General features: G+C 68.7%; 21 protein-coding genes, 1 tRNA gene and 1 pseudogene. 19 read left to right on the top strand and 4 right to left on the bottom strand.

The window, feature by feature from the left end; translation table 11 throughout:
* Positions 1-24 precede the first annotated feature (24 nt).
* The 12 genes and pseudogenes from murG to pyk all read left to right on the top strand — a co-directional run bounded on the left by murG (position 25) and on the right by pyk (position 11,453).
* Positions 25-1,179, top strand: a complete 1,155-nt coding sequence (gene murG / locus H590_RS0107735) for an undecaprenyldiphospho-muramoylpentapeptide beta-N-acetylglucosaminyltransferase (RefSeq protein ID WP_028703110.1) — start codon at positions 25-27, stop codon at positions 1,177-1,179.
* A complete protein-coding gene (murC, locus tag H590_RS0107730) occupies positions 1,166-2,587 on the top strand; it encodes a UDP-N-acetylmuramate--L-alanine ligase (protein WP_028703109.1) in 1,422 nt (473 codons plus the stop codon). Before murG ends, murC begins: the two co-directional genes overlap by 14 nt.
* On the top strand, positions 2,584-3,303 hold the full coding sequence (locus tag H590_RS0107725; protein ID WP_028703108.1) for a cell division protein FtsQ/DivIB: 720 nt from the start codon (positions 2,584-2,586) through the stop codon (positions 3,301-3,303). The genes murC and H590_RS0107725 overlap by 4 nt, the downstream gene beginning before the upstream one ends.
* Positions 3,304-3,478: 175 nt before the next feature.
* A pseudogene (gene ftsZ / locus H590_RS0107720) lies at positions 3,479-4,526 on the top strand (cell division protein FtsZ); the annotation flags it as partial.
* A gap of 133 nt (positions 4,527-4,659) precedes the next feature.
* Positions 4,660-5,439 carry a purine nucleoside phosphorylase YfiH/LACC1 family protein gene (locus tag H590_RS0107715; protein ID WP_028703106.1) on the top strand — a complete coding sequence of 260 codons (780 nt, stop codon included), beginning with the start codon at positions 4,660-4,662 and terminating at the stop codon, positions 5,437-5,439.
* 116 nt (positions 5,440-5,555) lie between these two features.
* Complete coding sequence (locus H590_RS0107710) at positions 5,556-6,092, top strand: cell division protein SepF (protein WP_028703105.1); 537 nt, start codon at positions 5,556-5,558, stop codon at positions 6,090-6,092.
* A gap of 29 nt (positions 6,093-6,121) precedes the next feature.
* Positions 6,122-6,412, top strand: coding sequence for a YggT family protein (locus H590_RS0107705; protein WP_028703104.1), 291 nt, complete (start codon positions 6,122-6,124; stop codon positions 6,410-6,412).
* A gap of 200 nt (positions 6,413-6,612) precedes the next feature.
* On the top strand, positions 6,613-7,722 hold the full coding sequence (locus H590_RS0107700; protein WP_028703103.1) for a DivIVA domain-containing protein: 1,110 nt from the start codon (positions 6,613-6,615) through the stop codon (positions 7,720-7,722).
* A gap of 161 nt (positions 7,723-7,883) precedes the next feature.
* The gene (locus tag H590_RS0107695) at positions 7,884-8,318 is read left to right on the top strand and encodes a TraR/DksA family transcriptional regulator (RefSeq protein WP_051238307.1); all 435 of its coding nucleotides are present in this window, start codon (positions 7,884-7,886) and stop codon (positions 8,316-8,318) included.
* 134 nt (positions 8,319-8,452) lie between these two features.
* Positions 8,453-8,905, top strand: coding sequence for a signal peptidase II (locus tag H590_RS15550; protein ID WP_051238306.1), 453 nt, complete (start codon positions 8,453-8,455; stop codon positions 8,903-8,905).
* Complete coding sequence (locus tag H590_RS0107685) at positions 8,902-9,843, top strand: RluA family pseudouridine synthase (RefSeq protein WP_028703101.1); 942 nt, start codon at positions 8,902-8,904, stop codon at positions 9,841-9,843. The genes H590_RS15550 and H590_RS0107685 overlap by 4 nt, the downstream gene beginning before the upstream one ends.
* Before the next feature lie 182 nt (positions 9,844-10,025).
* On the top strand, positions 10,026-11,453 hold the full coding sequence (gene pyk / locus H590_RS0107680) for a pyruvate kinase (RefSeq protein ID WP_028703100.1): 1,428 nt from the start codon (positions 10,026-10,028) through the stop codon (positions 11,451-11,453).
* Between the two features lie 137 nt (positions 11,454-11,590).
* On the opposite strand, the gene H590_RS0107675 is transcribed toward pyk, so the two are convergent.
* A tRNA-Leu gene (locus tag H590_RS0107675) sits at positions 11,591-11,673 on the bottom strand.
* A 164-nt stretch (positions 11,674-11,837) separates the two neighbouring features.
* Here H590_RS0107675 and H590_RS0107670 point away from each other — a divergent pair.
* Entirely contained in the window at positions 11,838-12,515 is a 678-nt protein-coding gene (locus tag H590_RS0107670) for an ANTAR domain-containing response regulator (RefSeq protein WP_028703099.1), read from the top strand.
* A gap of 157 nt (positions 12,516-12,672) precedes the next feature.
* Here the strand turns inward: H590_RS0107670 and H590_RS0107665 are convergent, their stop codons facing one another.
* Positions 12,673-13,107: a PaaI family thioesterase gene (locus H590_RS0107665; protein ID WP_028703098.1), complete on the bottom strand. Its 435-nt coding sequence runs from the start codon at positions 13,105-13,107 to the stop codon at positions 12,673-12,675.
* Positions 13,108-13,234: 127 nt separating this feature from the next.
* On the opposite strand from H590_RS0107665, the gene cobF reads away from it, so the two are divergent.
* From cobF to H590_RS0107650, 3 genes are read left to right on the top strand one after another with little or no spacing between them, the layout of a single operon-like run.
* Complete coding sequence (gene cobF, locus H590_RS0107660) at positions 13,235-13,993, top strand: precorrin-6A synthase (deacetylating) (protein WP_028703097.1); 759 nt, start codon at positions 13,235-13,237, stop codon at positions 13,991-13,993.
* A 40-nt stretch (positions 13,994-14,033) separates the two neighbouring features.
* Positions 14,034-16,715 (top strand): DNA polymerase I, encoded by a 2,682-nt coding sequence (gene polA / locus H590_RS0107655; RefSeq protein ID WP_028703096.1) that lies wholly within the window; start codon positions 14,034-14,036, stop codon positions 16,713-16,715.
* Between the two features lie 43 nt (positions 16,716-16,758).
* Positions 16,759-17,388, top strand: coding sequence for a LysE family translocator (locus H590_RS0107650; protein ID WP_028703095.1), 630 nt, complete (start codon positions 16,759-16,761; stop codon positions 17,386-17,388).
* A 220-nt stretch (positions 17,389-17,608) separates the two neighbouring features.
* Here H590_RS0107650 and H590_RS0107645 read toward each other — a convergent pair whose 3' ends face one another.
* Both H590_RS0107645 and H590_RS0107640 read right to left on the bottom strand, forming a co-directional pair.
* Positions 17,609-20,455: an FAD-binding and (Fe-S)-binding domain-containing protein gene (locus H590_RS0107645; protein ID WP_028703094.1), complete on the bottom strand. Its 2,847-nt coding sequence runs from the start codon at positions 20,453-20,455 to the stop codon at positions 17,609-17,611.
* 121 nt (positions 20,456-20,576) lie between these two features.
* The gene (locus H590_RS0107640) at positions 20,577-21,332 is read right to left on the bottom strand and encodes a class F sortase (protein WP_084149359.1); all 756 of its coding nucleotides are present in this window, start codon (positions 21,330-21,332) and stop codon (positions 20,577-20,579) included.
* A gap of 275 nt (positions 21,333-21,607) precedes the next feature.
* Here H590_RS0107640 and rpsA point away from each other — a divergent pair, with 275 nt between their 5' ends.
* The 3 genes from rpsA (at position 21,608) to uvrB (ending at position 25,946) form a co-directional block, all read left to right on the top strand.
* Positions 21,608-23,110 carry a 30S ribosomal protein S1 gene (rpsA, locus tag H590_RS0107635; protein ID WP_028703092.1) on the top strand — a complete coding sequence of 501 codons (1,503 nt, stop codon included), beginning with the start codon at positions 21,608-21,610 and terminating at the stop codon, positions 23,108-23,110.
* Positions 23,111-23,192: 82 nt separating this feature from the next.
* Positions 23,193-23,825, top strand: coding sequence for a dephospho-CoA kinase (coaE, locus tag H590_RS0107630; RefSeq protein WP_084149358.1), 633 nt, complete (start codon positions 23,193-23,195; stop codon positions 23,823-23,825).
* Positions 23,826-23,861: 36 nt separating this feature from the next.
* A complete protein-coding gene (gene uvrB, locus H590_RS0107625; protein WP_028703090.1) occupies positions 23,862-25,946 on the top strand; it encodes an excinuclease ABC subunit UvrB in 2,085 nt (694 codons plus the stop codon).
* Positions 25,947-26,016: the final 70 nt, after the last annotated feature.

The raw sequence follows: 26,016 nt of genomic DNA, 5'->3' as shown, positions 1-26,016 counted from the left end.
GATGAGACGAGAGGTGACCCGCAGATGGTGAATGTCGTGCTGGCTGGAGGTGGTACCGCAGGGCACACCTCGCCGTTGATCGCCACCGCCCAGGCGCTGGTGCGCCACCCCGATCTGGGACACCTGTCGTGCATCGGCACCCCCAAGGGGCTGGAGGGCAGGGTCATCCCGGAGGCGGGCCTGGAACTGGACATGATCGATCCGGTCCCGCTGCCCCGCAAACTCTCCGCCGAACTGCTCGAGGTCCCCGCCCACCTGCGCCGGGCCGTCCACCAGGCCGCCGAGGTGCTGCGCACCCGGCAGGCCGATGTGCTGGTCGGCTTCGGCGGGTACGTCTCGATGCCCGGCTACCTGGCGGCCCGCCGGGCCAAGGTGCCGATCGTCATTCATGAGCAGAACGCCGTGCCCGGCCTGGCGAACAAGGTCGCCTCGCGGTTCGCCGCCAGGGTCGCGGTCGCCTTCCCCGGCACCCCGCTGCCCGGCGCCCGGTTCATCGGGATGCCGCTGCGCGACGCGGTCACCGGACTGGCCCGACAGGACGCCGCGGCACGACGCAGCAGCGCGCTGGCCGCCCGGGCCGCACTCGGCCTGGACCCGGACCGTCCCACCCTGCTGGTCAGCGGCGGCTCCCAGGGGGCGGTGGCCATCAACGACGCGGTGGTGGCGGCCCGCGACCGGCTGCTGGCGGACGGGGTCCAGATCCTCCACGTGCTGGGACCCAAGAACATCGGATCGGCGGTCACGGTCACCGATCCCGACACCGGCGCCCGATGGGTCCCGGTGGCCTATCTGGACGACATGAGCCAGGGCTACGCGGCGGCCGACCTGATGGTCGCCCGGGCGGGGGCCGGAACGGTCGTGGAGACCGCTGCGGTCGGCCTGCCCACCATCTACGTGCCGCTGCCCCACGGCAACGGCGAACAGGCGCGCAATGCGGTCTCGGTGGTGGAGGCCGGCGCCGGCGTGCTGGTCGACAACGCCGCACTGGACGCCTCCCGGCTGCTGACCGAGACAGCGCGGATCCATCAGCCGCAGACCCTGGCCGCCATGTCGTCGGCCGGTCAGAGCCTGATGCCGGCCGATGCCGCCGAGAAGCTCGCCGAGATCGTGCTGGGAGCGGCCGACCGCTCCCGAACTGCCCGCCCCGTTCCCCAGGAGGACCCCGATGACGCTGCGTGAACCCGTTGAGCTGGCGGACCCCCGATCCATCGGGCCGGTCCACTTCATCGCCGTCGGGGGTGCCGGGATGAGCGGAGTGGCACGGATCTACGAGGAGCTGGGCGTACCGGTGTCGGGCTCCGACCAGGTGGACTCGGCCAATCTGCGCTCCCTGGCGGAGGCCGGGGTGCGCACCTGGGTGGGCCACGATCCCAGCCATCTGGACGGCGCGCAGACCGTCGTGGTCTCCTCGGCGATCCGCGCCGACAACCCCGAGCTGGTCGAGGCGCGACGCCGTGGACTGCGGATCTGGCACCGCAGCGCCGGGCTGGCCGCGCTGATGCTCGGTCACGAGGGGGTCTCGGTGGCCGGCACCCACGGCAAGACCACCACCACCGCGATGATCGCGGTGGCGCTGTCCCACGCCGGCGCGGACCCCTCCTATGTCATCGGCTCCCCGCTGGCCTCCACCGGTACCAGCTCCCATCTCGGAGGCGGCAAGGCCTTCGTGGTGGAGGCCGACGAGTCCGACGGGTCCTTCCTGCAGTACCCCAGCCAGATCGTGGTGGTCACCAATGTGGAGGCCGACCATCTGGACAACTGGGGCACCCCGCAGGCCTACTTCGAGGGATTCGTGCGGATGGCCTCCGGGCCGCGGGTGAACTACGTCGTCGTCGACATCGACAACCCCGGGTCCGCCGAACTGGCCCGACGGCTCCAGGAGACCGGCCACGTCCAGGTGGTGACCTACGGTGAGGGCGCCGGTGCCGACGTCCGGCTGACCGACCTGGACCTGGAGGGGTCCACCGTCGCCGCCACCCTCACCGGAGGACGGTCCTCGGGCCGGCTTCAGCTTCAGGTTCCCGGTCGCTACAACCTGTCCAACGCGGCGGCGGCCTTCGCTGTCGGAAGTCTGCTCGGGGTCGACCAGGCCGAACTGCTCGCCGGACTGGCCTCCTTCACGGGAACCCTGCGTCGCTTCCAGCTGGTGGGACGCCGCGGCGGGGTGAGCATCTTCGATGACTACGCCCACCACCCGACCGAGATCCGGGCCACCCTGGGGGCCGCTCGTCGGGCCGCCGCCGGCGGCCGGGTCATCGCCTGCTTCCAGCCCCACCTGTACACCCGCACCCGCGACTTCGCCACCGAGTTCGGCAAGGCCCTGGCGCTGGCCGACCGGGTCCTGGTCACCGACATCTACGCCTCCCGCGAGGACCCGATCCCCGGGGTCTCGGGTCGACTCGTGGAGGACGCCGTGGAGGCGGCCGGAGGGTCCTCCCGCTACGTCCCGGACAAGGGCGACCTGCCCGCGGCGCTGGCCGAGGAGGTGCGTCCGGGGGATCTGGTGATCACCCTGGGCGCCGGGGACGTCACCCTGGTCGGTCCCATCCTGCTGGGCCTGCTGCCCGGCGGCGACAGCGAGCGATGACCTCGAGGGTCTCGGACCTCACCCGTCCCATCGACCTGCGGCGTCGCCAGCGGCGGCGTCGCAGGCAGATTCTGGTGGCGGCCCTGGTTGCCCTGGTGGTGCTGCTGGGGGCCGGGGTGTGGGTGGTGCGCTGGTCCAGTCTGCTGGCGGTGCGCACCGTCACCGTCGAGGGGACCGGCCTGCTCAGCGCCGGTCAGGTGCGTGCCGCCGGACGGGTCCCCCAGGGCACTCCGCTGGCCAGGGTAGACGTCGGTGCGGTCGCCGCCCGGATCGCTCAGCTCCCGCCGGTCGAGGGCGTGCGGGTGCACCGCTCATGGCCCGACGGCATCCGGATCGTGGTCACCGAGCGCACCCCCGTCTACCAGGTGCGCGACGCCGGTCGTTACTACTGGGTCGACCGGACCGGAACGATCTTCCACGTCGCCGGTCAGGTGCGCCCGGGGCTCCCGCAGGCGCTCGCCGATCCCGGCGACAAGCGCCTCCTGGGCGATCTGGCGACCACCGTCGCCAGCCTCTCCACGACCCTGAGGTCCCAGACCGATCACCTGGAGGCCACCAGTCCCGACGCCATCGTGGTGGTTCTCTCGAAGGACCGCAGGGTGGTCTGGGGCAGTGCCGACCAGTCGGCGACGAAGTCGACGGTGGCCACCGCGATGCTCGGCACCCCGGCCAGGACCTACGACGTCTCCTCGCCGGATCATCCCACCGCACGCTGAGGGTGCCGATCCTCTCTGGTGCCGATCCGTGCCGGTGCCGGACTCACCTCAGGTGTCGATCTCTCAAGTAGGGATTGAGAGTCGGGGGCCATGCGGCGGGCCCGGTGGACACCCCCGGTGAGTGCTCATAGCCTGTGATGCGACCAGCGTTCAATGCGAAGTGAGGCAGACTCCCGTGGCAACTCCATCCCAGAACTACCTCGCCGTGATCAAGGTCGTGGGGGTCGGCGGCGGCGGATGCAATGCCGTCAACCGGATGATCGAGGCCGGACTCAAGGGAGTGGAATTCCTCGCCATCAACACCGACGCCCAGGCGCTGCTGATGAGCGACGCGGACGTCAAGCTCGATGTCGGTCGCGATCTCACCCGCGGCCTCGGTGCCGGCGCCGACCCCGACAAGGGAAGGCAGGCGGCCGAGGACCACTCCGACGAGATCGAGGAGTGTCTCAAGGGCGCCGACATGGTCTTCGTCACCGCCGGGGAGGGCGGTGGCACGGGAACCGGTGGCGCACCGGTGGTCGCCAAGATCGCCCGTTCACTGGGAGCCCTCACGATCGGGGTGGTCACCCGGCCGTTCAGTTTCGAGGGGCGTCGGCGCACCAGCCAGGCCGAGGACGGTATCGACCGGCTGCGCGAGGAGGTCGACACCCTCATCGTCATCCCCAATGACAAGTTGCTGTCGATGACCGATCAGCAGATCGCCATCATCGACGCCTTCAAGCAGGCCGACCAGGTGCTGATGCAGGGCGTCTCGGGAATCACCGACCTCATCACCACCCCCGGTCAGATCAACCTGGACTTCGCCGACGTCAAGTCGATCATGTCGAACGCCGGGTCGGCGCTGATGGGAATCGGGCACGCCTCCGGGGAGGACCGGGCGCGGGCCGCCGCCGAGATGGCGATCTCCTCGCCGCTGCTGGAGGTCTCCATCGACGGTGCGCACGGCGTCCTGCTGTCGATCGCCGGCGGCTCCGACCTGGGCCTGTTCGAGGTGGCCAGCGCGGCCAACCTCATCGAGGAGTCCGCCCACGACGAGGCCAACATCATCTTCGGAACGGTCATCGACGACGCCCTGGGCGACGAGGTGCGGGTCACCGTGATCGCCGCCGGCTTCGACGGCGGCCAGCCCCCCAAGCGCCAGCCCGGGGTGACCACCCGCGCCGCGGCGCGTCCGGGAACCCCCGGCCAGAACTCCTCCCGTCCGGCCCAGACCCCCCCGGTCAAGCCGGCCCCGAAGGTCGCTCCGAGGGTGACCCCCGAGGAGACCCCGGTCGCCGAGCCGACCAATCCGCGGGTCGTGGCGACCCCCGAGGACGACGATCTGGACGTGCCGGACTTCCTCAAGTAGTTCCGCGGATGCTGAGAATGCGGATCGACCCCGGCGCCAACCACGGCGTTGGGGTGGCCTTCACCGATCGCTGGGGCGGGGTGTCGGAAGGGTCCCTGTCCGAGCTGAACCTCGGTCGCGTCGACGTCGACGAGCCGGACTGCCTGGTGGCCAATGTGGCCGCGCTGCGCGCCGCGACGGGGGTCGACGGAATCGCCCTGGTTCATCAGGTGCACGGCAACCGGGTGCTGTCCATCGACCAGGAGACGGTCCGTCGTCATCATGGCTACCCCGACCGGACGGTGCTGGACGAGGCGCCCGATGCCGCTGACCCGATGCCCGCGGCCGACGCGATGGTGAGCCGGGTCGGAGGGCTGGCGCTGGCGATCCGGGTGGCCGACTGCCTTCCGGTGATGCTCGCCGACCCGCAGGCAGGGGTGATCGGTGCCGCACACGCCGGGCGCAACGGACTGCTGTGCGGGGTGCTGGAGGCCGTGGTGGCGCAGATGCGCAGGCAGGGGGCCCGCGAGATCCTGGCCTGGATCGGCCCCCACATCTGCGGCTCCTGCTACGAGGTTCCCCGGCAGATGGCCGAGGAGGTCTGGGCGAGCCATCCCGCCACCCGGGCCATCACCTCGTGGGGCACCCCCTCGCTGGATCTGGGCGCGGAGGCGCTGGCCCAGCTGGAGGGTCTCGGGGTGGCCGCGGTCGGCCTGGACCCGTGCACCAGGGAGAGCCCGGAGCTGTTCTCCCATCGCAGAGATCCCGGATCGGGCAGGCTTGCCGGACTGGTGTGGATCAAGAACTAGTAGCGTGTCCCCCGACGGGGCCGACTGGTGCGGTGGCAACGTAGGCGGCGGTACCGTGGACGGAATCGTCCGGACATCACATCAAGCGGGCGACAGACTCGAGTGAGGAGAGCCAGATGGCTGGGTTCGGCAGGAAATTGGCCTCGTACGTCGGGCTTGTCGACGACCGGCGCTATGACGAGGATCTGCCGGACGAGGACCTCACCACCGAGGTGTACTCCGACGACGGGTATGAACCCTCCAGCATCACTCCGATGCCCCAGCGCCGCAACGAGAGCACCACGCCGGCCCAGACCCGCCGTCCCAGCGCTCCGCAGCCGCTGGAGCGGCAGGACTCCCCGGAGGGGGCGGTGGAGGAGCAGAGCATCGCCGACATCAACCGGATCATGACGGTGCACCCCCGGGCCTTCAACGACGCCCGGATCATCGGGGAGCACTTCCGTGACGGGGTGCCGGTGATCATGAACCTCACCGAGATGGAGAACGGCGACGCCAAGCGGCTGGTCGACTTCGCCGCCGGCCTGATCCTGGGTCTTCGTGGCACTATCGAGAAGGTGACGAGCAAGGTCTTCCTGCTCTGCCCACGCAATGTGAACGTCACCCCTGAGGACAAGGCGCGGATCGCCGGCGAGGGATTCTTCAACCAGTCCTGAGGAACCCCGACAACTGAGGAGTACTCCCCGTGGCGCTGGCCGGCATCATCGTTCTCTATGCGATTCAGTTCTACATGGTCCTGCTGGTGGTGCGGATGATCATCTCTTGGGTCCCGCTGTTGGCCCGTGGCTTCCAGCCGCACGGGGTGCTGGCGGTGATCTTCGAGCTGGTCTACACCGTCACCGATCCGCCGGTGCGGTTCTTCGACCGGATTCTTCCTCCGGTCCGGCTCGGCGGCGTCGCCCTCAGCCTCGGATTCATGCTGCTCTTCGTGGTCCTCATCGCCCTGCAGCGGGTCACTGTGCTGGTCTTCTTCTGAGCCATTCCCAGGAGCAGAATCAGGACCGGAGTGGTGCCGGAACCCCGACCCGAGGTGGAGGGTTCGAGTCGCGGGTGAGACTCCTGATGACGCGGCCCGGTGCCGGGGAGTACCGTAGACCCAGTCTCGTGGCGATGTCCGCCGACTTCATGGTGGCTCCGTCACTGGCTCAGACTGTATCCGAACTGTTGGAGTGCACAATGACGCTGACCCTCGACGAGGTGCGCAGAATTCGTTTTCCGATGGCGCGACGCCCAGGCGAAGGGTACCGCGCTGGTGAGGTCGACGACTTCGTGGACAAGGTCGACGCCACCTTCGCGGCGATCATCGACGAGAACGATCGGCTGAAGGCCCAGATGGACGCCCTCAAGACCGCCGACGGTGCCACCGCCCAGCCCGATCCCCGCCTCGGCGAGGAGAACGAGCACCTCAAGGCACAGCTTGAGGAGCTGCGGACCCAGAAGCAGAACGCCGGCAATGCCGAGCTCGAGAGCGCCAAGCGCTCCCTGGCCGAGACCCAGCAGAAGCTGCAGGATGCCGAGCAGAAGCTCCAGGGTGCCGAGCAGGCCAACGCCGGTCTCAAGGCTCAGCTCGAGGAGCTCCAGCGAGCTGCTCAGCAGTCCGGCGGCGAGGCTGCCGCCAATGCCGAGCTGGCCCGCCTGCGCAGTGAGAACCAGGACCTCCAGAACAAGCTCCAGGCGGCCCAGCAGGCCGCCGCGGCTCCCGCCCCGGCACCTCTTGCCCAGCCGTCCGGCAGCACCGAGGGCCAGGTCCGCCCCGAGCACATCGTCGTCACCACCAGCGCCCAGGCCTCCCCGGCCGTCGTCCGGATGGTCGAGCTGGCCATCGCCGATGCCGAGCGGGTCGTCCACGAGGCTCAGGAGGAGGCCCACCGCAAGACCTCCGACGCCGAGAAGAAGGCTCACGAGCACATCGTCGACGCCCAGACCCGTGCCGAGCGGATCGAGTCGGCTGCCCGGGTCAACGCCGATCGGATGGTCTCCGAGGCCAAGCAGAACGCCGAGCAGGTCACCACGGACGCCAAGGCGCGCCGCAATGATCTGTTCACCAAGCTGGAGAAGGAGCGCGACGAGCTGGCCGGCAAGGTCGACCAGCTGCGCACCTTCGAGTCCGGCTACCTCCAGAACCTGGTGAACCAGCTGCGCGGCCAGGCGGAGAGCATCGAGAAGGGCGTCTTCGAGCCCACCGAGACCGCTGACCTGGTGAGGTCGGAGAACCGGGTCGCCCCCGGCACCTCGGCCACCCCGAGGCTGGATGCCCTCATCACCGGTCGCAGCCAGCAGAACTGATCTGCAGGCGTCACCGACCGTCAGACGCATCGGCCCCATCCTCCGGGATGGGGCCGATGCGTCTGTTCGTACGAGGTGTATTGTCTGCGCACAGTTCCGCGCCTCGCGGGTCGCAGCATGGACGGGCAGCCCCGTCCCAGTCAGGATGGAGAGACGTGATCATGGCGCAGCAAGATGGTGCCGTCCGGGATGGACGTATCGCGGCCTCGCTGCCGGTTCGGGACGGCGACGAGCCGTGGACCGCGCAGGAGGTGGCCGAGGTGATCGGGTCCCTTCAGGCCGATGTCGAGCGGACGGGGCGCAATCTGGCCGCTGCCCAGGACAGTCTCGCCGACCTGATGACCGAGGGCTCCGACGGTGCCGGCAAGGACCCCGTCGATGTCGGCTCCTCCCAGTTCGAGCGCGACCAGGAGATGACTCTGGCCCACAACGCCCAGCTGGTCTACGACCAGTCCCGACTGGCCCTCAAGATGCTGGACGAGGGCACCTACGGCACCTGTGAGAGCTGTGGCCGACCGATCGGCAAGGCCAGGCTCCAGGCATTCCCCAGGGCCACCATGTGCGTGCGGTGCAAGCAGCGCGAAGAGCGCCGGTGAGCTCGACGACCAGCCCTGCCGAGGATCCCACGACGAGCTCTGCCGAGGACCGGGCGACGAGTTCTGCCGAGGACCGGGCGAGCAGCCCTGCCGAGCAGCTCAGCGGTGCGCTGCTGCGGCGCTGGAGGATCGTGATGGTGCTCATCGCGATCTGCGGGCTGGCCCTCGACCAGATCGTCAAGGGCCTGGCGGTGGCCCATCTGGATCCTGCCGACCCGCCGGTCCTGTTCGGCGGGCTGTTGAGGCTCCAGTTGCTGCGCAATCCCGGTGCGGCCTTCTCGATGGGGTCCTCGGCGACCGTGGTGATCAGCGTCTTCGCCACCATCGCCCTGGGCGTGGTGATCGGGTACGCCGCCCCACGGTGCCGGCACCGCTGGACCCTGGTCGCCTGCGGGATGGTGATGGCCGGTATCGCGGGCAATCTCACCGATCGGCTCTTCCGGGCCCCGGGTGTGCTCCGCGGCCATGTGGTCGATCTGTTCGCCCTGCCGCACTTCGCGGTCTTCAATGTCGCAGACATGTTCATCACCGCCACCGCGGTCCTGGTGGTCGCGGCGATGGCCTTCGGCGGACGGGGCGAACGGTGAGTGTGCTGCTGGTCCCCGACGGACTGGACGGTTCCCGGGTCGACGCGGCGGCGGCGCGGATGACCGGCGTCTCGCGGTCCCGTGTCGCCGATCTCATCGAAATGGGCAAGGTGATGCTGGACGGCCGACCCGTGCAACGGGCTGCCACCCGGGTGGTCACCGGTCAGATGCTGGAGGTCGACCTGGCCGATCCCAGCCCGATCGCCCCCCTCACCCCGAAACTGGTCGAGGGGATGCGGATCGTCCACGACGACTCCGACATCATCGTCGTCGACAAGCCGGCCGGGGTGGCCGCCCACCCCTCCCAGGGCTGGGACGGGCCCAGTGTCGTCGAGCACCTGGCCGCCGCCGGGTTCGCGATCTCCACCAGCGGCGCCGCCGAGCGTCAAGGGATCGTCCAGAGGCTGGACGTCGGCACTTCCGGTCTGATGGTGGTTGCCAAGAGCGAGCACGCCTACACCCTGCTCAAGCGCGCATTCCGCGACCGCACGGTCGACAAGATCTACCTCGCCCTGGTCCAGGGCCACCCCGATCCGCTGGCCGGTACCATCGATGCCCCGATCGGACGCCACCCCGGCCACGACTGGAAGATGGCGGTGGTGGACGGCGGCAGGCACTCGGTGACCCACTACGAGACCCTCGAGGCGTTCCGGGGGACCAGCCTGCTCAAGGTGCACCTGGACACCGGCAGAACCCACCAGATCCGGGTCCACATGGCCGCCGTCCACCACCCCTGCTGCGGGGACCCGCTCTACGGCTGCGACCCGGTGCTGGCCGCCGAGCTGGGCCTGCAGAGGCAGTGGCTGCACGCTGCCGAACTGTCCTTCACTCATCCCGGCTCGGGTCACTGGGTCACCTTCACCAGCCCGCTTCCCGAGGATCTGGACCACGCCCTGGCGGTGGTGAGGGCCGGAAACGAGTTCATCGCGCACCCCTGAACCAGTCACCGATCAGGATTGAACCGGCCCCTGACGAGGACAGAGAAAGGCTCCCAGGAGCGGTGCACGAATGTTTGCGAATATCGGACGATGGTGCACGACTGGCTCTGTGAGGATGCACACACTGTGTAAATGACCTCCGCAGGTCGTGGCGGTGGCGGGGCCACGGTACAGTCTGTGGCGTGCGTAGAGCGAAAATTGTAAATACCCTCGGACCCGCTGTTGAGAGCCACGACGGAATGAAGGAGCTCATGGAGGCCGGCATGAATGTCGCCCGCCTGAACATGAGCCACGGAGACTACGGAGAGCACCAGCGTCGCCTCGACCTGGTGCGTTCGGTGAGCGCTGAGCTGGGCCTCAACGTCGCCGCGCTGGGCGACCTCCAGGGCCCGAAGATCCGTACCGGGGTCTTCGAGAAGCCCGAGGGCGCATCCAACGGCAAGATCATTCTTGGACTGGGTGACAAGTTCACCATCACCACCGATGACATCATCGGCAACCAGGAGCGCGTCTCCACCACCTTCAAGGGCCTTCCCGGTGACTGCCACCCGGGCGACATCATCCTCATCGATGACGGCAACATCTCCCTGAAGGTCGAGTCGGTCACCGACACCGACGTCAACTGCGTGTGTATCGTCCCCGGCCCGGTCTCCGACCACAAGGGCATCAACCTGCCCGGCGTCCCGGTCTCGCTGCCTGCGATGACCGAGAAGGACGAGGAGAACCTGCGCTGGTGCCTGGGCGTCGGCATCGACCTCATCGCGCTGTCCTTCGTGCGGCACGGCAATGACATCGACCGGGTCCACCAGATCATGGACGAGGAGGGCCGTCGGGTCCCCGTCATCGCCAAGCTGGAGAAGCCGCAGGCCATCGAGAACCTCGACTCCATCATCGACAACTTCGACGCCGTCATGGTCGCCCGTGGTGACATGGCCGTGGAGTGCCCGCTGGAGGAGGTCCCCCTCATCCAGAAGACCATTATTGAGAAGGCCCGTCTGCAGGCCAAGCCGGTCATCGTCGCCACCCAGATGCTGGAGTCGATGATTCACGCCCCGCGTCCGACCCGTGCAGAGGCCGCTGACGTCGCCAACGCCATTCTGGACGGCGCCGACGGCGTGATGACCTCCGCCGAGACCTCCGTGGGCGACTACCCCGGTGAGACCGTGCGCACCATGGCCCGCATCGTGGAGTCCACCGAGGCCCACGGCCTCGGCAAGATCGCCCCGATCGACTGGGCCCCGCACACCACCGGCGGCATCATCTCGAAGGCTGCTGCCGAGATCGCCGAGCGCGCCGAGGCCAAGTTCATCGTCGCCTTCACCAAGTCCGGCGACACCGCCAAGCGGATCTCCCGGCTGCGTCCGTCCACCCCGCTGCTGGTCTTCACCCCTGACGAGGTGACCACCAAGACGCTGGCCTGGACCTGGGGCGCCAATGCGATCGTGACCCCGGTGTTCAAGAACTCCGAGGACCTGTACGTCTGGGTGAACGACTACATCCGCGAGCACCAGCTCGCCGAGGTCGGCGACCGCATCGTGGTCGTCTCCGGCTCCCCGATGGACATTCCCGGCAAGACCAATGACATCCGGGTCCTGAGGATCAAGAAGTGAATGACTGATCCCGGGAATCGATGAATTCCTGGGATCAAGAGGCGGGCACCTTCGTGGTGCCCGCCTCTTGTCGTTCCCGCAGAACTGTTGTGCGCTCGACCGGTTGTCGCGTTGAACAGTTGTCCCGGGAAGTGCGGTGCCCGAGAGGGGAGTCGAACCCCTACGCCCTTTCAGACAGCGCATTTTGAGTGCGCCGCGTCTACCATTCCGCCACTCGGGCCGCACCGGCCATTCTGTCACACCATGGCGTGGTGACCCCAACACGGATACGCCGACCGGGCAGTGGCCGGGGCTCCCGGGTCAGGATGACGGGGGTACCCGTGCAATGGTGTGCCGATCAGGGCGCGGGCTGTATGATGTCGAAGAAATGTGCCAGCGTCCGAGATGCAAGGAAGCACCACTGTGGTTAACAATGTGAGTTCCGATCACGAGGCTTCCTCGAATGATGCCTCCTCCGCCGCGACCAAACGCCCGCGCGTGGTGGTGGCCGAGGATGAGGCGCTCATTCGCCTGGACCTCACCGAGCTGCTCGAGGAGCAGGGCTACGAGGTCGTCGGTCAGGCGGGTGACGGCGAGGAGGCCGTCGCCCTGGCCACCGAGCTCGAGCCCGACCTGGTCGTGATGGATGTCAAGATGCCGAAGATGGACGGCATCACCGCGGCCGACAAGATCGCCGAGGACAGGATCTGCGCGGTCGTGATGCTCACCGCCTTCAGCCAGCGCGATCTCATCGAGCGGGCCAAGGAGGCCGGTGCGATGGCCTACGTCGTCAAGCCCTTCGATGCCTCCGACGTGGTCCCCGCCATCGAGATCGCGCTGGCCCGGTTCGCCGAGATCCGCGCCGTGGAGGACGAGGTCAGCGACCTGGAGGAGCGGCTCGAGTCCCGCAAGGTCGTCGACCACGCCAAGGGGATTCTGCAGAGCAGCCTCGGGCTCTCGGAGCCGGAGGCCTTCCGATGGATCCAGAAGACCGCCATGGACCTGCGCAAGCCGATGCGCGAGGTCGCCCAGGGGGTCATCGCCCACGACGACGGTCGGGACCGTCCGCAGGCCCAGGACTGATCCTGCTCATCTGATGCGACGGCGCGGCCCGGTGGCGACACCGGGCCGCGCCGTCGTTGATACCCGGCTGCGTCGTTGATACCCGGCCGCGTCGCTGATCCGGCGTGGTCGACGATCCCGGGGGTGGGCTGCGGGATGACGCCGCTGCGGCCCCGGGTCAGGCGGCGGACCGGTTCCTGGTGACGATCTGGCAGGTCACCCTGCCGACCGCACAGAGGCGACCCTCGTCGTCGAGGATCTGGACCTCATGGGTGGTGGTGTGGCGGCCCAGATGGACGGCGACCGCGGTCGCCGTCATCGTCTCCCCGTGAGGCGCGCGCAGGTGGGAGACGCTCAACTCGGTGCCGACCGCCCACCGTCCGCCCTGACGGCCGTGAGCCATCGCGGCCAGTGAGCCGGCCGTCTCCACCAGCACTCCCGAGGCGCCTCCGTGCCACAGCCCGGTGGGCTGGGTGTTGCCGTGCAGCGGAGCGCTCACCACGCAGCGGTCGGGCGAGATCTCGTGAACCTTGACCCCCAGCTTGTCGTCCAACGGGCTGACGAGTTCGGACAGCCATTCGGGAAGCTCTTCTCCGGGGATCGCATATGTCATGGATCCAACACTGGCACTCCCGGCCGTCGGTCGCACCCCGGGTGGTCGGGTCGCGGACCGGAGCGGGCCCGGTAGCATCGGGCCGGCGGGAGGACCCTCCCGGCATGGCGGACGGGAGGACGTGCCGATGGCGCGCGAACTGGTACTCATCGGCATCGGGGCGGGAAACACGGACTGGGTGACCCAGGCCGCCGTCAAGGCCATCCAACGGCTCGACGTGCTCTTCGTGGTCGTCAAGGAGAAGGATCTGGACGAGTTCGTCGAGGTGCGCCGCCGGATCGTCGCCGAGCACCGTGACCGGCCTCTGCGCACCGTCGAGCTCCACGACCCGCCCCGCCCCTGGCGCAGCACCCCCGACTACCCGGCGGCGGTGCGCACCTGGCGCACCCAGCGGCTGGCCCAGTGGGGACAGGCGGTGGCCGCCGAGCTGGGGGAGGGCCAGACCGGTGGGTTCCTGGTCTGGGGAGACCCCTCGCTGTACGAGAGCACCCTGGCCATCGTCAAGCAGCTGGTGGCCGCCGCCGAGACCGAGATATCGGTGCAGGTGATCCCGGGGATCAGCAGCGTGATGGCGCTGGCCGCCGCCCACCAGATCCCACTCAACCGACAGGGCCGGGCGGTGGTCATCGAACCTGCCCGGCTGCTGGCCGAGGGGATGCCGGAGGGCACCGACGACGTCGTGGCGATGCTGGACGGCCACCAGACCTTCGCCTCGATCGACCCGGAGGGTCTGGACATCTACTGGGGCGCCTACCTGGGGAGCCCCGACCAGATCCTGGTGCACGGCGACCTGGCCACCGTCCGCCAGGAGATCCTCGAGGTGCGCGCCGCCGCCGTCGATCGCAAGGGCTGGATCTTCGACACCTACCTCATCCGGCGCCGCTAGCCGCGCAGAGCTGTCCCAGCCTCCCGCTAGAGTCGGGGCCATGAGCGAGACCTCCCGTCCGACACTGCTGATCCTCGACGGCCACTCGATGGCCTTCCGGGCGTTCTTCGCCCTGCCGGTGGACAACTTCGCCACCAGTACCGGCCAGCACACCAATGCCGTCTATGGGTTCGTCTCGATGCTCATCAACCTGTTGCGCGAGGAGCAGCCGAGCCACGTGGCCGTCGCCTTCGACCTGGCGGGCGGCACCTTCCGCACCGAGCAGTACGGCGAGTACAAGGGTGGGCGCGCTCCGACCCCGGCGGAGTTCCCCGGCCAGATCGACCTCATCAAGGAGGTTCTGGACGCCCTCAACATCGTCCACCTGGAGAAGCCCGACTACGAGGCCGATGACATCCTGGCCACCATGTCGACCCGGGCCACCCGGGCCGGGATGCGGACCCTCGTCGTCTCGGGAGACCGGGACGCCATCCAGCTGGTCGACGACTCCGTCACCCTGCTCTACCCCCGAAAGGGGGTCTCCGACCTGTTGAGACTCGACCCGGCCGCGGTCGAGAAGAAGTACCTGGTGAGGCCCGACCGCTACCCCGAGCTGGCGGCCCTGGTCGGGGAGAGCGCCGACAATCTCCCCGGCGTCCCAGGGGTCGGTCCCAAGACCGCCGCGAAGTGGCTGGCCGGCTACGACGGCCTGGAAAACCTGGTGCGTCAGGCCGACTCCGTCAAGGGCAAGGCCGGGCAGTCCTTCCGGGATCATCTCGACGACGTCCGGCGCAACCGCAGACTCAACGCCCTGGTGCGCGATCTCGACCTCGGCGTCGACCTCGACGACCTGGCGCAGCGGCCGTGGGACGCCGAGGCCACCCGAACCCTCTTCGAGGTGCTGGAGTTCCGCAACCTGTGGGACCGCGTCCAGGCCCTGGAGGGCCCCGAGGAGGAGCCGGCCGGAGCCGCCACCGTCCAGGTCGACGGCCAGGTCCTCACCGAGGGCGACCTCGCCGGATGGCTGCGGAGCCGCACCGGCCGGCGGATCGGCCTCGAGGTGAGCGGAACATGGAGCCGGGGCACCGGGGACGCCACCGGACTGGCCCTGGGATGCGAGGACGGCACCGCGATCTGGCTGGATCCCGCCCAGATCGCTCCCGCCGACGACAAGGCCCTGGCCGGCTGGCTCGCCGACCCCGCCGCCGACAAGGCGATCCACTCGGGCAAGGGGCCGATCGAGGCCCTGGCGGCTCGTGGCTGGGAGGTGTCGGGGGTCTCCTGCGACACCGAGCTGGCCGCCTACCTGCTGCGTCCCGACCGGCGCTCCTACCCTCTCGACGAGCTGGTGAGTCACCATCTGGGCGCTGAGCTGAGCGCCGACCAGGACGACTCCGACCAGTCGATGCTCGACTTCGGCGAGGACGACGCGGCCCGCGCCCAGTCGGCGATGACCCGGGCGGTGGCGGTCGTCCGGCTGGCCCGCGAGATGGAGGCCGACCTCAACCGGCGCGGGGAGACCAGCCTCCTCCACGACCTCGAGATGCCCGTCCAGACCGCCCTGGTGAGGATGGAGCGGGCCGGAATCGCCGTCGACACCCAGGTCCTGGAGACCCTGCGCTCCGACTTCGACACCCGGGTGCTGGACGCCCAGCAGGCCGCCTGGGAGGTGATCGGCCACGAGGTGAACCTCGGCTCCCCCAAGCAGCTGCAGAGCGTCCTCTTCGACGAGCTGAAGATGCCGAGGACCAGGCGCACCAAGTCCGGGTACACCACCGACGCCGACGCCCTGGCCGGCCTCTTCGAGAAGACCCAGCACCCCTTCCTGGAGCACCTCCTGGAGCACCGCGACGCCATCCGGCTGCGCCAGACCGTCGACGGGCTGCTCAAGAGCGTCTCCGACGACGGCCGGATCCACACCACCTACCAGCAGACGGTGGCGGCCACCGGACGGCTGTCGAGCACCGATCCGAACCTTCAGAACATCCCGATGCGCACCGACGAGGGCCGCCGGATCCGCGAGGGGTTCGTGGTCGGCGAGGGATTCCAGACCCTGATGAGCGCCGACTACTCCCAGATCGAGATGCGGATCATGGCCCACGTCTCCGGTGACGCCTCCCTCATCGATGCCTTCCGATCCGGACTCGACGTTCACACCGTCACCGCCTCCCATGTCTTCGGGGTCGATCCGGCGGCGGTGAGCGTGGCCCAGAGGTCCAGGATCAAGGCGATGAACTACGGCCTGGCCTACGGGCTGAGCGCCTACGGACTGTCCCAGCAGCTCCATCTGTCGGTGCCCGAGGCGCGGTCCCTGATGGACGACTACTTCGACCGGTTCGGCAAGGTCCACGAGTACCTCACCGCGGTTGTCGACCAGGCCCGCAAGGACGGGTTCACCTCGACCCTGCTGGGACGGCGCAGGTACCTTCCGGACCTCACCTCAACCAACCGTCAGCGCCGGGAGATGGCCGAGCGGGCCGCCCTCAACGCGCCAATCCAGGGATCGGCGGCCGACCTCATCAAACTGGCGATGCTGGCCACCGACAAGGAGCTGGCCGATCGGGGACTGTCCTCCCGGGTCCTGCTGCAGGTCCACGACGAGTTGATCCTCGAGGTGGCGGTCGACGAGGAGGAGGCGGTCCGCGAGGTGGTGATCGACGCGATGGGCCATGCGATGGACCTGTCGGTGCCGCTGACGGTCTCGATCGGAACCGGACGGTCCTGGTTCTCCGCCGCGCACTGACCAGCAGCGCCGAACTGAAACACAGCGCTTCTACTGTCGGGACATGATTCCCGCTGGTTCTCTTCTGGCCTACATCGCCGCTGCTGCCCTGCTGTCCTGGATCCCGGGCCCGAGCGTGCTGTTCATCGTCGGACGCTCCATCGCCCACGGCCGCCGGGCCGGGCTGCTCACCGTGCTGGGCACCGACCTCGGACTGCTGGTGCTGGCCCTGGCTGTGGCCTTCGGCGTCGGCCCGCTGATGGCGGCCTCTGAGACCGCCTACTGGGTCATCAAGTTCGTCGGGGCCGGGTATCTCATCTACCTCGGTGTCCAGACCATCCGGCACCGCAGGGCCGGTGGTGACGGCGACGTCGGAGCGCCGGGGGAGATGCGGGCGCTGTTCGGCAAGTCCTTCGTGGTAGGGGTCACCAACCCGAAGACGCTGGCCATCTGCACCGCCCTGTTCCCGCAGTTCGTGGTGCGCGGTGCCGGACCGGTGCCCCTGCAGATGGCGATCTTCGCGGTGATCTTCTGGATTCTGGCGATGACGGCCGACTGCCTGTGGGCGCTGGCCTCGGGCACCGCCCGGGCCTGGTTCGCCCGTTCCCCCAGAAGACAGCAGGACCTGGCCGCCGGCGGCGGGGTGCTGATGGTCGGTCTGGGTGGCATCCTCGCCCTCACCCACAGCAGCTGAACCCGTCCCTGCAGTGGGATCCGGGAGGCTCGTCCCCGAGGAGGATCGCTCCCCGGGAGGCTCGCTCCCCGGGAACGGTGTGAACCCCGGGAACGGTGTGAACCTGAACCCCGGAACGGCAGCAGGCACACACAGACGCCGATGGCGGCAGCGAGATCTCGCTGCCGCCATCGGCGTCTGGACCGGTGCCATCAGACCGTGCTGATCAGCACCCTGTCGATCATGCCGGGGCGAACTCGACCATCCGCTCGGCGAGCACATTGAGCACGTGGCGCCACGGCTTGCCGGTGGCCCGCTCCATGCCGAGCTCACAGGTGCGGTTGGCCGACAGGTAGTAGTCGAAGTGACGACGCTCCAGCTCGGCGGCCTCCCGCGCGGTGGCCGATGCGGTCAGCTCGGGGTGGAGCATCCCACGGTCACCGGCGAAGCCACAGCATCCCCAGTTGTTGGCGACGTAGACCTCATCGGCGATCGCCTCGGCGCACTTGCGGATGGAGTCGTTCCAGCCCATCCGGGTCGACGAGCAGGTCGGGTGGAGGGCGGCCGAGGCCACCTTCGGCAGCGGCGGCAGGGAGGGCAGCAGCTCATCGGCGATGTACTGGACGGCGTCGACCACCTTGATGTTGGTGACGCCCTCGTACTCGAGTTCGTGGACGAATCCCTCCGAGCAGCTCACCGCGTCGGAGAGCACCACGAGCTCGCCGTCATGGGTGGCCCGGCGCATCACGTCGACCACCCGGGCGCGCATCGAGGCGTAGCCCTTGGTCATCCCCTTGGACTTCCACGGCGTGCCGCAGCAGATCGAGTTGATCCCCTTGGGCACCGTGACGCCGACTCCGGCCGCGGTGAGCAGGCTGAGGACGGCGAACTGCATGGTCTCCTCCTGGGGGACCGCAGAGCCGAACATGGTGTTGACGCAGGCCGGCATGTAGACGACCTCGGGGCGACCGGCCATTCCGCTGCGGTGGCCGGGAACCCGGCGCTTGCCGCCGACCGGCAGCTCGTCGGAGACCATCGGGATCCGGTCGGAGCCGAGCACCGCCCGGGCCGCCTTGGTCACCACATTGGTCGCCTTGGCGGGAATCGGGTGGGTCACCGACATCGCCGCACTGGCGACCGTCACGAAGGGGTTCCAGGCCTTGCCGACCGCCGACCAGCCGAGCTGCCAGGCAGCCGGGTTCTCCTCGCCGCGCAGCCGGCGGACCAGGTCGCCGGTGTTGATGTGCAGCGGGCAGGTGGTCTGGCACATGCCGTCGACCGCACAGGTCTGGATGACCTTGTACTCCTCGCTGGCGCGCAGCTCGGCCTCCAGCTCCGTGTTGCCGTCGGCCTTGGCCTGGGCGATGGCGCGCTGGATGACGATCCGCTGGCGGGGGGTCAGGGTGAGGTCGCGGCTGGGGCAGACCGGCTCGCAGTAGCCGCACTCGACGCAGCGGTCGACCTCCTCCTGGACGGTCGGGGTGAGCTTGATGTCCTTGAGGTGGATGTCCTTGTCACCGGTGATGATGGTGCCCGAGTTGAGGATGCCGTCGGGATCCAGCGAGTTCTTCAGCTGCTTCATCACCCCGTAGAGGTCGGGGCCGTACTGGCGCTCGACGAAGGGGGCCATGATCCGGCCGGTGCCGTGCTCGGCCTTGAGGGTGCCGTGGGCCTCCAGGACGAGTCCCACCATGCCCTCGGTGAACTCCTCGTAGCGGTCCAGACCCTGCTTCTGGCGGAAGTCCTCCAGCACCAGGAAGTGGATGTTGCCGTCCTTGGCGTGGCCGAAGATGATCGAGTCCGGGTAGCCGTGCTCGCTGAACAGACCCTGCAGGTTGCCGCACACCCCGGCCAGCGAGGCCACCGGCACCGCGATGTCCTCCAGCAGGGCGGTCTGTCCGGAGGGCCGGGTTCCGGCCACCTTGGCGTAGAGGCCGTTGCGGATGTTCCAGATCGGTCCGCGGACCGCCTGGTCGTCGGTGAAGACCGGCTTGTTGACCAGGTCCAGGCCGGCGATCACGGCATTGCCGCGCTCCTCGGCCTCGTGACGCGACTGGGCGTCGGGGCAGTGGTACTCGACCAGCAGGGCGGCGTCGGCGGCCTCGCCCGGACGCGCCGGGATGACGTGTCCGTCGCGGGGATCCTGACGGCCCAGCTCCAGGGAGGCGGAGTCCATCAGCTCGGTGACGTTGACCCCGGAGGCCACCAGGTCGGGCAGCGCCTTCGCGGCGGCGTCGAGGGTCGGGAAGTGCAGCAGAGCGGTGGAGATCTGCGGCATGATCGGCATCGTCCGCAGCACCGCGGAGGCGATGAAGCCCAGGGTGCCCTCCGACCCGATCATCAGGTGGCAGAGGATCTGCGCGGGGGTGTCGTAGTCCAGGAAGGAGTTGATCCCGTAGCCCATCGTGTTCTTCATGGAGAACTGGTGGCGGATCTCCGCGGCCAGGTCGTCACGGCGACACAGGTCGCGCATCGCGAGCAGGTTCTCGACGAGTTCGGGCTCGGCGCTGGCCAGCTTGTCCTCGCAGTCGGGGTCGCCGGTGTCGACGACGGTGCCGCTGGTGAGGACGAAGACCATCGACTCGAGGGTCCGGTAGGTGTTGGCGACGGTGCCGCAGCTCATGCCGGATGAGTTGTCGGCGATCACACCGCCGAGGGTGCAGGCGACCGAGGAGGCCGGGTCGGGACCCAGCTTGCGGTTGAGCCGACCGAGCACCGTGTTGACGGCGGTGACGGTGGCTCCGGGCTGCACGCGGACGCGCTCGCCGTTGTCCAGCACCTGGATGCCCCGGAAGGCCCGGCGGGTGTCGATCATGAGGCCGCGGGTGAGGCCCTGACCCGACAGGCTGGTGCCGCCGGAGCGGAAGTTGAGGGAGACCTTGTGGCGCTTGGCCGCTGCCATCGACTTGGCGACGTCGGACACCGAGGTGGCTCGTACCAGGGCTCCCGGGGTGAGCAGGTAGTGGGAGGCGTCGACGGAGACGGCCGCGAGGTCCAGGTTGTCCTGAGTGACGGCGGCCTGCCCGAGAGTGTGTCGCAACTCTGCGACGAGGTCTGCGGGCATGGGGGAGTGTTCGCTGCGAAGCATGGCGTCAGCCTAAACCGCGACATGGTCCGACCAGGCTGTAATTACGGCAGTGCGGACAACCGGAAATCGGCGGAGAACTCGGGTCTGACTGGGAGCGACATCCGGGGCCCGGGATCGGGGGTCAGTGGGAGTCCGGGAGCTGACTGGCGTAGTAGATCACCCGGGAGTCCCAGTCGGCCCTGGCGGCGTCGTAGTCCCAGCAGATGACGATGGCCACCATCGGCCTGCCGGCGGTGTCGTAGAGAATGGTGGAGTCCGGGTCGTAGTCCTTGACGGCGACCTTGAGGCTGCGGTCGTAGCGGTAGCAGACGGTGCTTCCCGACGCACTCGTGAGCCTGATGATGTCGCCCTTGCGCAGCCCGGTGCCCGGGTCGTGGAGGGCATTGCCCAGGGCTCCGCCCCGGTGGTACGTGTGGATGGTGAGGACCACCTTGCCGCGCGCCGACCCCGGCCGCGGCCCCTTGTTGTACCAGGCGGCGGTGCTCGGCTCGTCCTTGGGAGGTGCGGCGGCGGCATTGTCGGCGTCCAGTCCCAGGGACAGCACATTCGTGCGGACCCCCATCCGGTCGATCTGCATCGAGACCGGCACGATCGGTGAGGGATCGGTGCTGCAGCCGGCCGGGACGGCGTGGGAGGACGCCGGGGCGGCGGCCCCGGTCGAGCCGCCCGCGAGCGAAGGGGTCGTGGCGGGCGAGGGGGTCGATGAGGAGCCACTGCTGGCCTGGGACCAGACCAGGACTCCCGCCAGGACGACCAGGACGACGACCACCGCGACTCCGATGATCAGGCCCGGTGTGCGCCGCCGGGACGGGCCGGGTGCATCGTGGTTCCCTGGATCAGCGGTCACAGGGTCGGGGTTCACTGGGTCGGAGTTCATGGGGGTCGGGCCTCCTGGCCTCGCCGGTCGTACTGCCGGATGCACTCTACGCAGAGCCATCCGGAACCGACGACACCCTCCTGTCGGGAAAAGTGCCCCGGGGTTTGCCGGAGGCTTGGCGCACAGCGTACTGTGGGGAGGGCATTGTGGCCTGCGCGGCCTCGGACGTAGCAGGACGCGTTCGCTGGAGCCACGCCCGGCCGCCGGTCGGCACGTGGACAGTGGCGGGGGCCATGGTGCTTGGACCGCACATCAACCAATCGGAGCCCTACTACATGACCTCCCCCACTGAGGCCTCCACCTCGAACACGGTCGCCGCCGGCGACCAGCAGACTGCCGCCACCGCGACCGGAACTGACTCGGTCACCGTTGACGACCTGGGCAGCCCCGAGGCCTTCATGGCCGCCGTGGACGCCACCATCAAGTACTTCAACGACGGTGACATCGTCACCGGCACCGTCGTCAAGGTCGACAGGGACGAGGTTCTCCTCGACATCGGTTACAAGACCGAAGGTGTCATCCCCTCCAAGGAACTCTCCATCAAGCACGACGTCGACCCCTTCGAGGTCGTCCACGTCGGCGATGAGATCGAGGCTCTTGTCCAGCAGAAGGAGGACAAGGAGGGTCGACTGATCCTGTCGAAGAAGCGCGCCCAGTACGAGCGCGCCTGGGGCACGATCGAGAAGATCAAGGATGAGGACGGGGTCGTCAACGGCACCGTGATCGAGGTTGTCAAGGGCGGCCTGATCGTCGACATCGGCCTGCGCGGCTTCCTGCCGGCCTCCCTCGTGGAGATGCGACGGGTCCGCGACCTCCAGCCCTATGTCGGCCAGGAGATCGAGGCCAAGATCATCGAGCTCGACAAGAACCGCAACAATGTGGTCCTGTCGCGTCGCGCCTGGCTCGAGCAGACCCAGTCCGAGGTCCGTCACAACTTCCTGCAGCAGCTGCAGAAGGGGCAGATCCGCAAGGGCGTCGTCTCCTCGATCGTCAACTTCGGTGCCTTCGTCGATCTCGGCGGGGTGGACGGACTGGTCCACGTCTCCGAGCTGTCCTGGAAGCACATCGACCACCCGAGCGAGGTCGTCGAGGTCGGCCAGCCGGTCACCGTCGAGGTGCTGGACGTCGACATGGACCGTGAGCGCGTCTCGCTGTCCCTCAAGGCGACCCAGGAGGATCCGTGGCAGGCCTTCGCCCGTCTGCACCAGATCGGCCAGATCGTTCCCGGCAAGGTCACCAAGCTCGTCCCGTTCGGCGCCTTCGTGCGTGTCGAGGACGGCATCGAGGGCCTTGTCCACGTCTCCGAGCTGGCTGAGCGCCACGTCGACCTGCCCGAGCAGATCGTCTCGGTGGGCCAGGACGTCATGGTCAAGATCATCGACATCGATCTGGACCGCCGCCGTATCTCGCTGTCCCTCAAGCAGGCCAACGAGGGCGTCGACGTCGACTCCGACGAGTTCGACCCGTCGCTGTACGGCATGACCGCCTCCTACGACGAGGACGGCAACTACATCTACCCCGAGGGCTTCGATCCGGAGACCAACGAGTGGAAGGCCGGCTACGACGAGCAGCGAGTGGCCTGGGAGCAGCAGTACGCCGAGGCCCAGTCCCGCTGGGAGGCCCACAAGAAGCAGGTCATCGCGGCCGAGCAGGCCGAGCAGGAGGCCGCCGTCTCCGGCGAGTCCACCGCGTCCTACTCCTCCCCGACCCCCGGTGAGGGTTCGCTGGCCTCCGACGAGGCTCTGCAGGCCCTGCGCGACAAGCTGACCGGCAACTGATCGGCTGTTCGACAGCACACCTGGTGCGGGCCCCATCCGAGTCTCGGATGGGGCCCGCACTCCACTTCGACGAGGATCCCAGATGGACAGCCCTCAGCACCGCCGGCCCCGGATCGCACTGACCGGTGGGATCGCCTCGGGCAAGTCGACCGTCAGCCGACTGCTCGCCGAGCACGGCGCCCTGGTCATCGACTACGACCTGCTCTCCCACCGGGTGGTCGATCCCGGAAGCGGTGGACTGGCCGCCGTGGTGGCCGCCTTCGGGCCCGAGGTGCTGGCTGCCGACGGCTCACTGGACCGTGCCGTGCTGGCCGGTCTGGTCTTCACCGACCCGGGCCGGCGACGCCGCCTCGAGGGGATCATCCATCCTCTGGTGGAGGCCGAGGCCGACCGCATCGAGGCCGGCGCGGCCGCCGGGCGAGTGGTCGTCCACGACCTGCCGCTGCTCGTCGAGGCCGGTCTGGCCGAGGGGTTCGACGTCGTCATCGTCACCGACATCGATCCGGACGAGCAGGTGCGCCGCGCGGTCCGCCGCGACGGCACCACCGAGGCCCACGCGAGGGCCCGGGTGGCCGCCCAGGCCGACCGGCGCCAGCGCCTGGCGGTGGCCGACATCGTCATCGACACCTCGGGCCCGCTCGACGTGCTGCCCGGGATCGTCGACGGCGTCTGGCAGCAGTTGCTCGACCTGAGGGGTCGCACCGACCGCGGCTGAGCGGAACTGTCACACCCGCCGCCTAGTCTTGGGCCCATGCGCCCCGTCTCAGAGATCACCCGCCGGGTGGCACCCTTCCATGTCGTCAGCGACTTCCAGCCCTCGGGCGACCAGCCGAAGGCCATCGACGAGCTCGAGAAGAGGCTGAAGGCCGGGGAGCAGAACGTCGTGCTGCTCGGCGCCACCGGCACCGGCAAGACGGCCACCGTCGCCTGGCTGGCCGAGCGGGTGCAGCGCCCGATGCTGGTGATGCAGCCCAACAAGACGCTGGCCGCCCAGTTCGCCCAGGAGCTGAGGACCTTCTTCCCCGACAACGCCGTCGAGTACTTCGTGTCCTACTACGACTACTACCAGCCCGAGGCCTACATCCCGCAGAGCGACACCTACATCGAGAAGGACTCCAGCCTCAACGAGGAGGTGGAGAGGCTGCGGCACTCGGCCACCAACTCGCTGCTCACCCGGCGCGACGTCATCGTGGTGGCGACCGTCTCGGCGATCTACGGCCTGGGCACCCCGCAGGAGTACGTGGACCGGATGGTCACCCTGAGGGTCGGTGACGAGTGGGACCGCGACAAGCTGCTGCGCCAGCTGGTCACCGAGCAGTACGTCCGCAACGACCTGGCGGGGGAGCGGGGCACCTTCCGGGTCCACGGCGACACCCTGGAGATCTTCCCGATGTACGAGGAGAACGCGCTGCGGGTGGAGTTCTTCGGCGACGAGATCGAGGCCCTCACCACCCTGCGCCCGCTCACCGGCGAGGTGGTCAGCGAGGACCAGGAGGTCTACGTCTTCCCGGCCACCCACTACGTGGCCGGCCCCGAGCGGATGGAGCGGGCGATCACCGGGATCGAGAAGGAGCTGGCCGACCGGCTGGCCGTGCTGGAGCGCGACGGCAAACTGCTCGAGGCCCAGCGGCTGAAGATGCGCACGAACTACGACATCGAGATGATGCGCCAGGTGGGCAGCTGCGCGGGGATCGAGAACTACTCGCGTCACATCGACGGACGCGAGCCCGGGTCGGCGCCGAACTGCCTGCTGGACTACTTCCCGGAGGACTTCCTGCTGGTGGTCGACGAGTCCCATGTCACCATCCCCCAGATCGGCGGGATGTACGAGGGGGACATGAGCCGCAAGCGCACCCTCGTGGAGCACGGCTTCCGGCTTCCCAGCGCGATGGACAACCGGCCGCTCAAGTTCGACGAGTTCGTCAGCAGGATCGGGCAGACGGTCTATCTGTCGGCCACCCCCGGCCCCTACGAGACCGAGCGGGCCGACGGCGTCGTCGAGCAGATCATCCGCCCCACCGGGCTGGTCGACCCGCAGATCATCGTGAAGTCCACCAAGGGCCAGATCGACGACCTGATGGGCGAGATCCGGATCCGCGTCGAGAAGCAGGAGCGGGTGCTGGTGACCACCCTCACCAAGAAGATGGCCGAGGACCTCACCGACTACCTCATGGAGCACGGCATCCGGACCCGGTACCTGCACTCGGAGATCGACACCGTCAAACGGATCGAACTGCTCAAGCAGCTGCGGATGGGGGAGTTCGACGTGCTGGTCGGCATCAACCTGCTGAGGGAGGGGCTGGACCTTCCCGAGGTCTCCCTGGTCGCCATCCTGGACGCCGACAAGGAGGGCTTCCTGCGCTCGGAGAGGTCCCTCATCCAGACCATCGGTCGAGCCGCCCGCAATGTCAACGGGCAGGTCCACATGTACGCCGACGAGATCACCGACTCGATGCAGGTGGCGATCGACGAGACGAACCGTCGACGCGAGATCCAGATCGCCTACAACACCGAGCACGGCATCGACCCGCAGCCGTTGCGCAAGAAGATCGGCGACATCACCGAGATGCTCGCCCGGGAGGACGCCGACACCGACTCGCTGGTGGCCTCAGTGGCGGGCGGTCGCAAGGGGGCCGATGCCGCCGGGATGGAGGGTCGACGCAATCTGGACACCTCGACGATGGCCGCCTCCCAGCTCGGCGATCTCATCGTTGAGCTGAGCGCCGAGATGCGCCAGGCCGCCGCGGAGCTGAAGTTCGAGGTGGCGGCCCGGCTGCGCGACGAGATCGCCGACCTCAAGCAGGAACTGCGTCAGATGGTCGAGGCCGCCAAGTAGCGCGACCCCGCCGTCAGGTGCAAGACTCGGCCGGGTTGGAGGGGAGTACTCCTGAGAACGCTGTGGTCGT

Origin of the sequence: Acidipropionibacterium jensenii DSM 20535 (assembly GCF_000425285.1) — a bacterium.
In the GTDB taxonomy this organism is placed as follows: domain Bacteria; phylum Actinomycetota; class Actinomycetes; order Propionibacteriales; family Propionibacteriaceae; genus Acidipropionibacterium; species Acidipropionibacterium jensenii.
This window is presented reverse-complemented; position numbering and strand designations above follow the sequence as displayed.

What these genes read in the sequence shown, in the direction of transcription:
- murG (WP_028703110.1), top strand. Translation starts at nt 25, where the DNA reads ATGGTGAATGTCGTGCTGGCTGGAGGTGGTACCGCAGGGCACACCTCG.
- murC (WP_028703109.1), top strand. Translation starts at nt 1,166, where the DNA reads ATGACGCTGCGTGAACCCGTTGAGCTGGCGGACCCCCGATCCATCGGG.
- H590_RS0107725 (WP_028703108.1), top strand. Translation starts at nt 2,584, where the DNA reads ATGACCTCGAGGGTCTCGGACCTCACCCGTCCCATCGACCTGCGGCGT.
- H590_RS0107715 (WP_028703106.1), top strand. Translation starts at nt 4,660, where the DNA reads ATGCTGAGAATGCGGATCGACCCCGGCGCCAACCACGGCGTTGGGGTG.
- H590_RS0107710 (WP_028703105.1), top strand. Translation starts at nt 5,556, where the DNA reads ATGGCTGGGTTCGGCAGGAAATTGGCCTCGTACGTCGGGCTTGTCGAC.
- H590_RS0107700 (WP_028703103.1), top strand. Translation starts at nt 6,613, where the DNA reads ATGACGCTGACCCTCGACGAGGTGCGCAGAATTCGTTTTCCGATGGCG.
- H590_RS0107695 (WP_051238307.1), top strand. Translation starts at nt 7,884, where the DNA reads ATGGCGCAGCAAGATGGTGCCGTCCGGGATGGACGTATCGCGGCCTCG.
- H590_RS15550 (WP_051238306.1), top strand. Translation starts at nt 8,453, where the DNA reads ATGGTGCTCATCGCGATCTGCGGGCTGGCCCTCGACCAGATCGTCAAG.
- H590_RS0107670 (WP_028703099.1), top strand. Translation starts at nt 11,838, where the DNA reads ATGCAAGGAAGCACCACTGTGGTTAACAATGTGAGTTCCGATCACGAG.
- H590_RS0107665 (WP_028703098.1), bottom strand. Translation starts at nt 13,107, where the DNA reads ATGACATATGCGATCCCCGGAGAAGAGCTTCCCGAATGGCTGTCCGAA.
- cobF (WP_028703097.1), top strand. Translation starts at nt 13,235, where the DNA reads ATGGCGCGCGAACTGGTACTCATCGGCATCGGGGCGGGAAACACGGAC.
- polA (WP_028703096.1), top strand. Translation starts at nt 14,034, where the DNA reads ATGAGCGAGACCTCCCGTCCGACACTGCTGATCCTCGACGGCCACTCG.
- H590_RS0107650 (WP_028703095.1), top strand. Translation starts at nt 16,759, where the DNA reads ATGATTCCCGCTGGTTCTCTTCTGGCCTACATCGCCGCTGCTGCCCTG.
- H590_RS0107645 (WP_028703094.1), bottom strand. Translation starts at nt 20,455, where the DNA reads ATGCTTCGCAGCGAACACTCCCCCATGCCCGCAGACCTCGTCGCAGAG.
- H590_RS0107640 (WP_084149359.1), bottom strand. Translation starts at nt 21,332, where the DNA reads ATGAACTCCGACCCAGTGAACCCCGACCCTGTGACCGCTGATCCAGGG.
- rpsA (WP_028703092.1), top strand. Translation starts at nt 21,608, where the DNA reads ATGACCTCCCCCACTGAGGCCTCCACCTCGAACACGGTCGCCGCCGGC.
- coaE (WP_084149358.1), top strand. Translation starts at nt 23,193, where the DNA reads ATGGACAGCCCTCAGCACCGCCGGCCCCGGATCGCACTGACCGGTGGG.
- uvrB (WP_028703090.1), top strand. Translation starts at nt 23,862, where the DNA reads ATGCGCCCCGTCTCAGAGATCACCCGCCGGGTGGCACCCTTCCATGTC.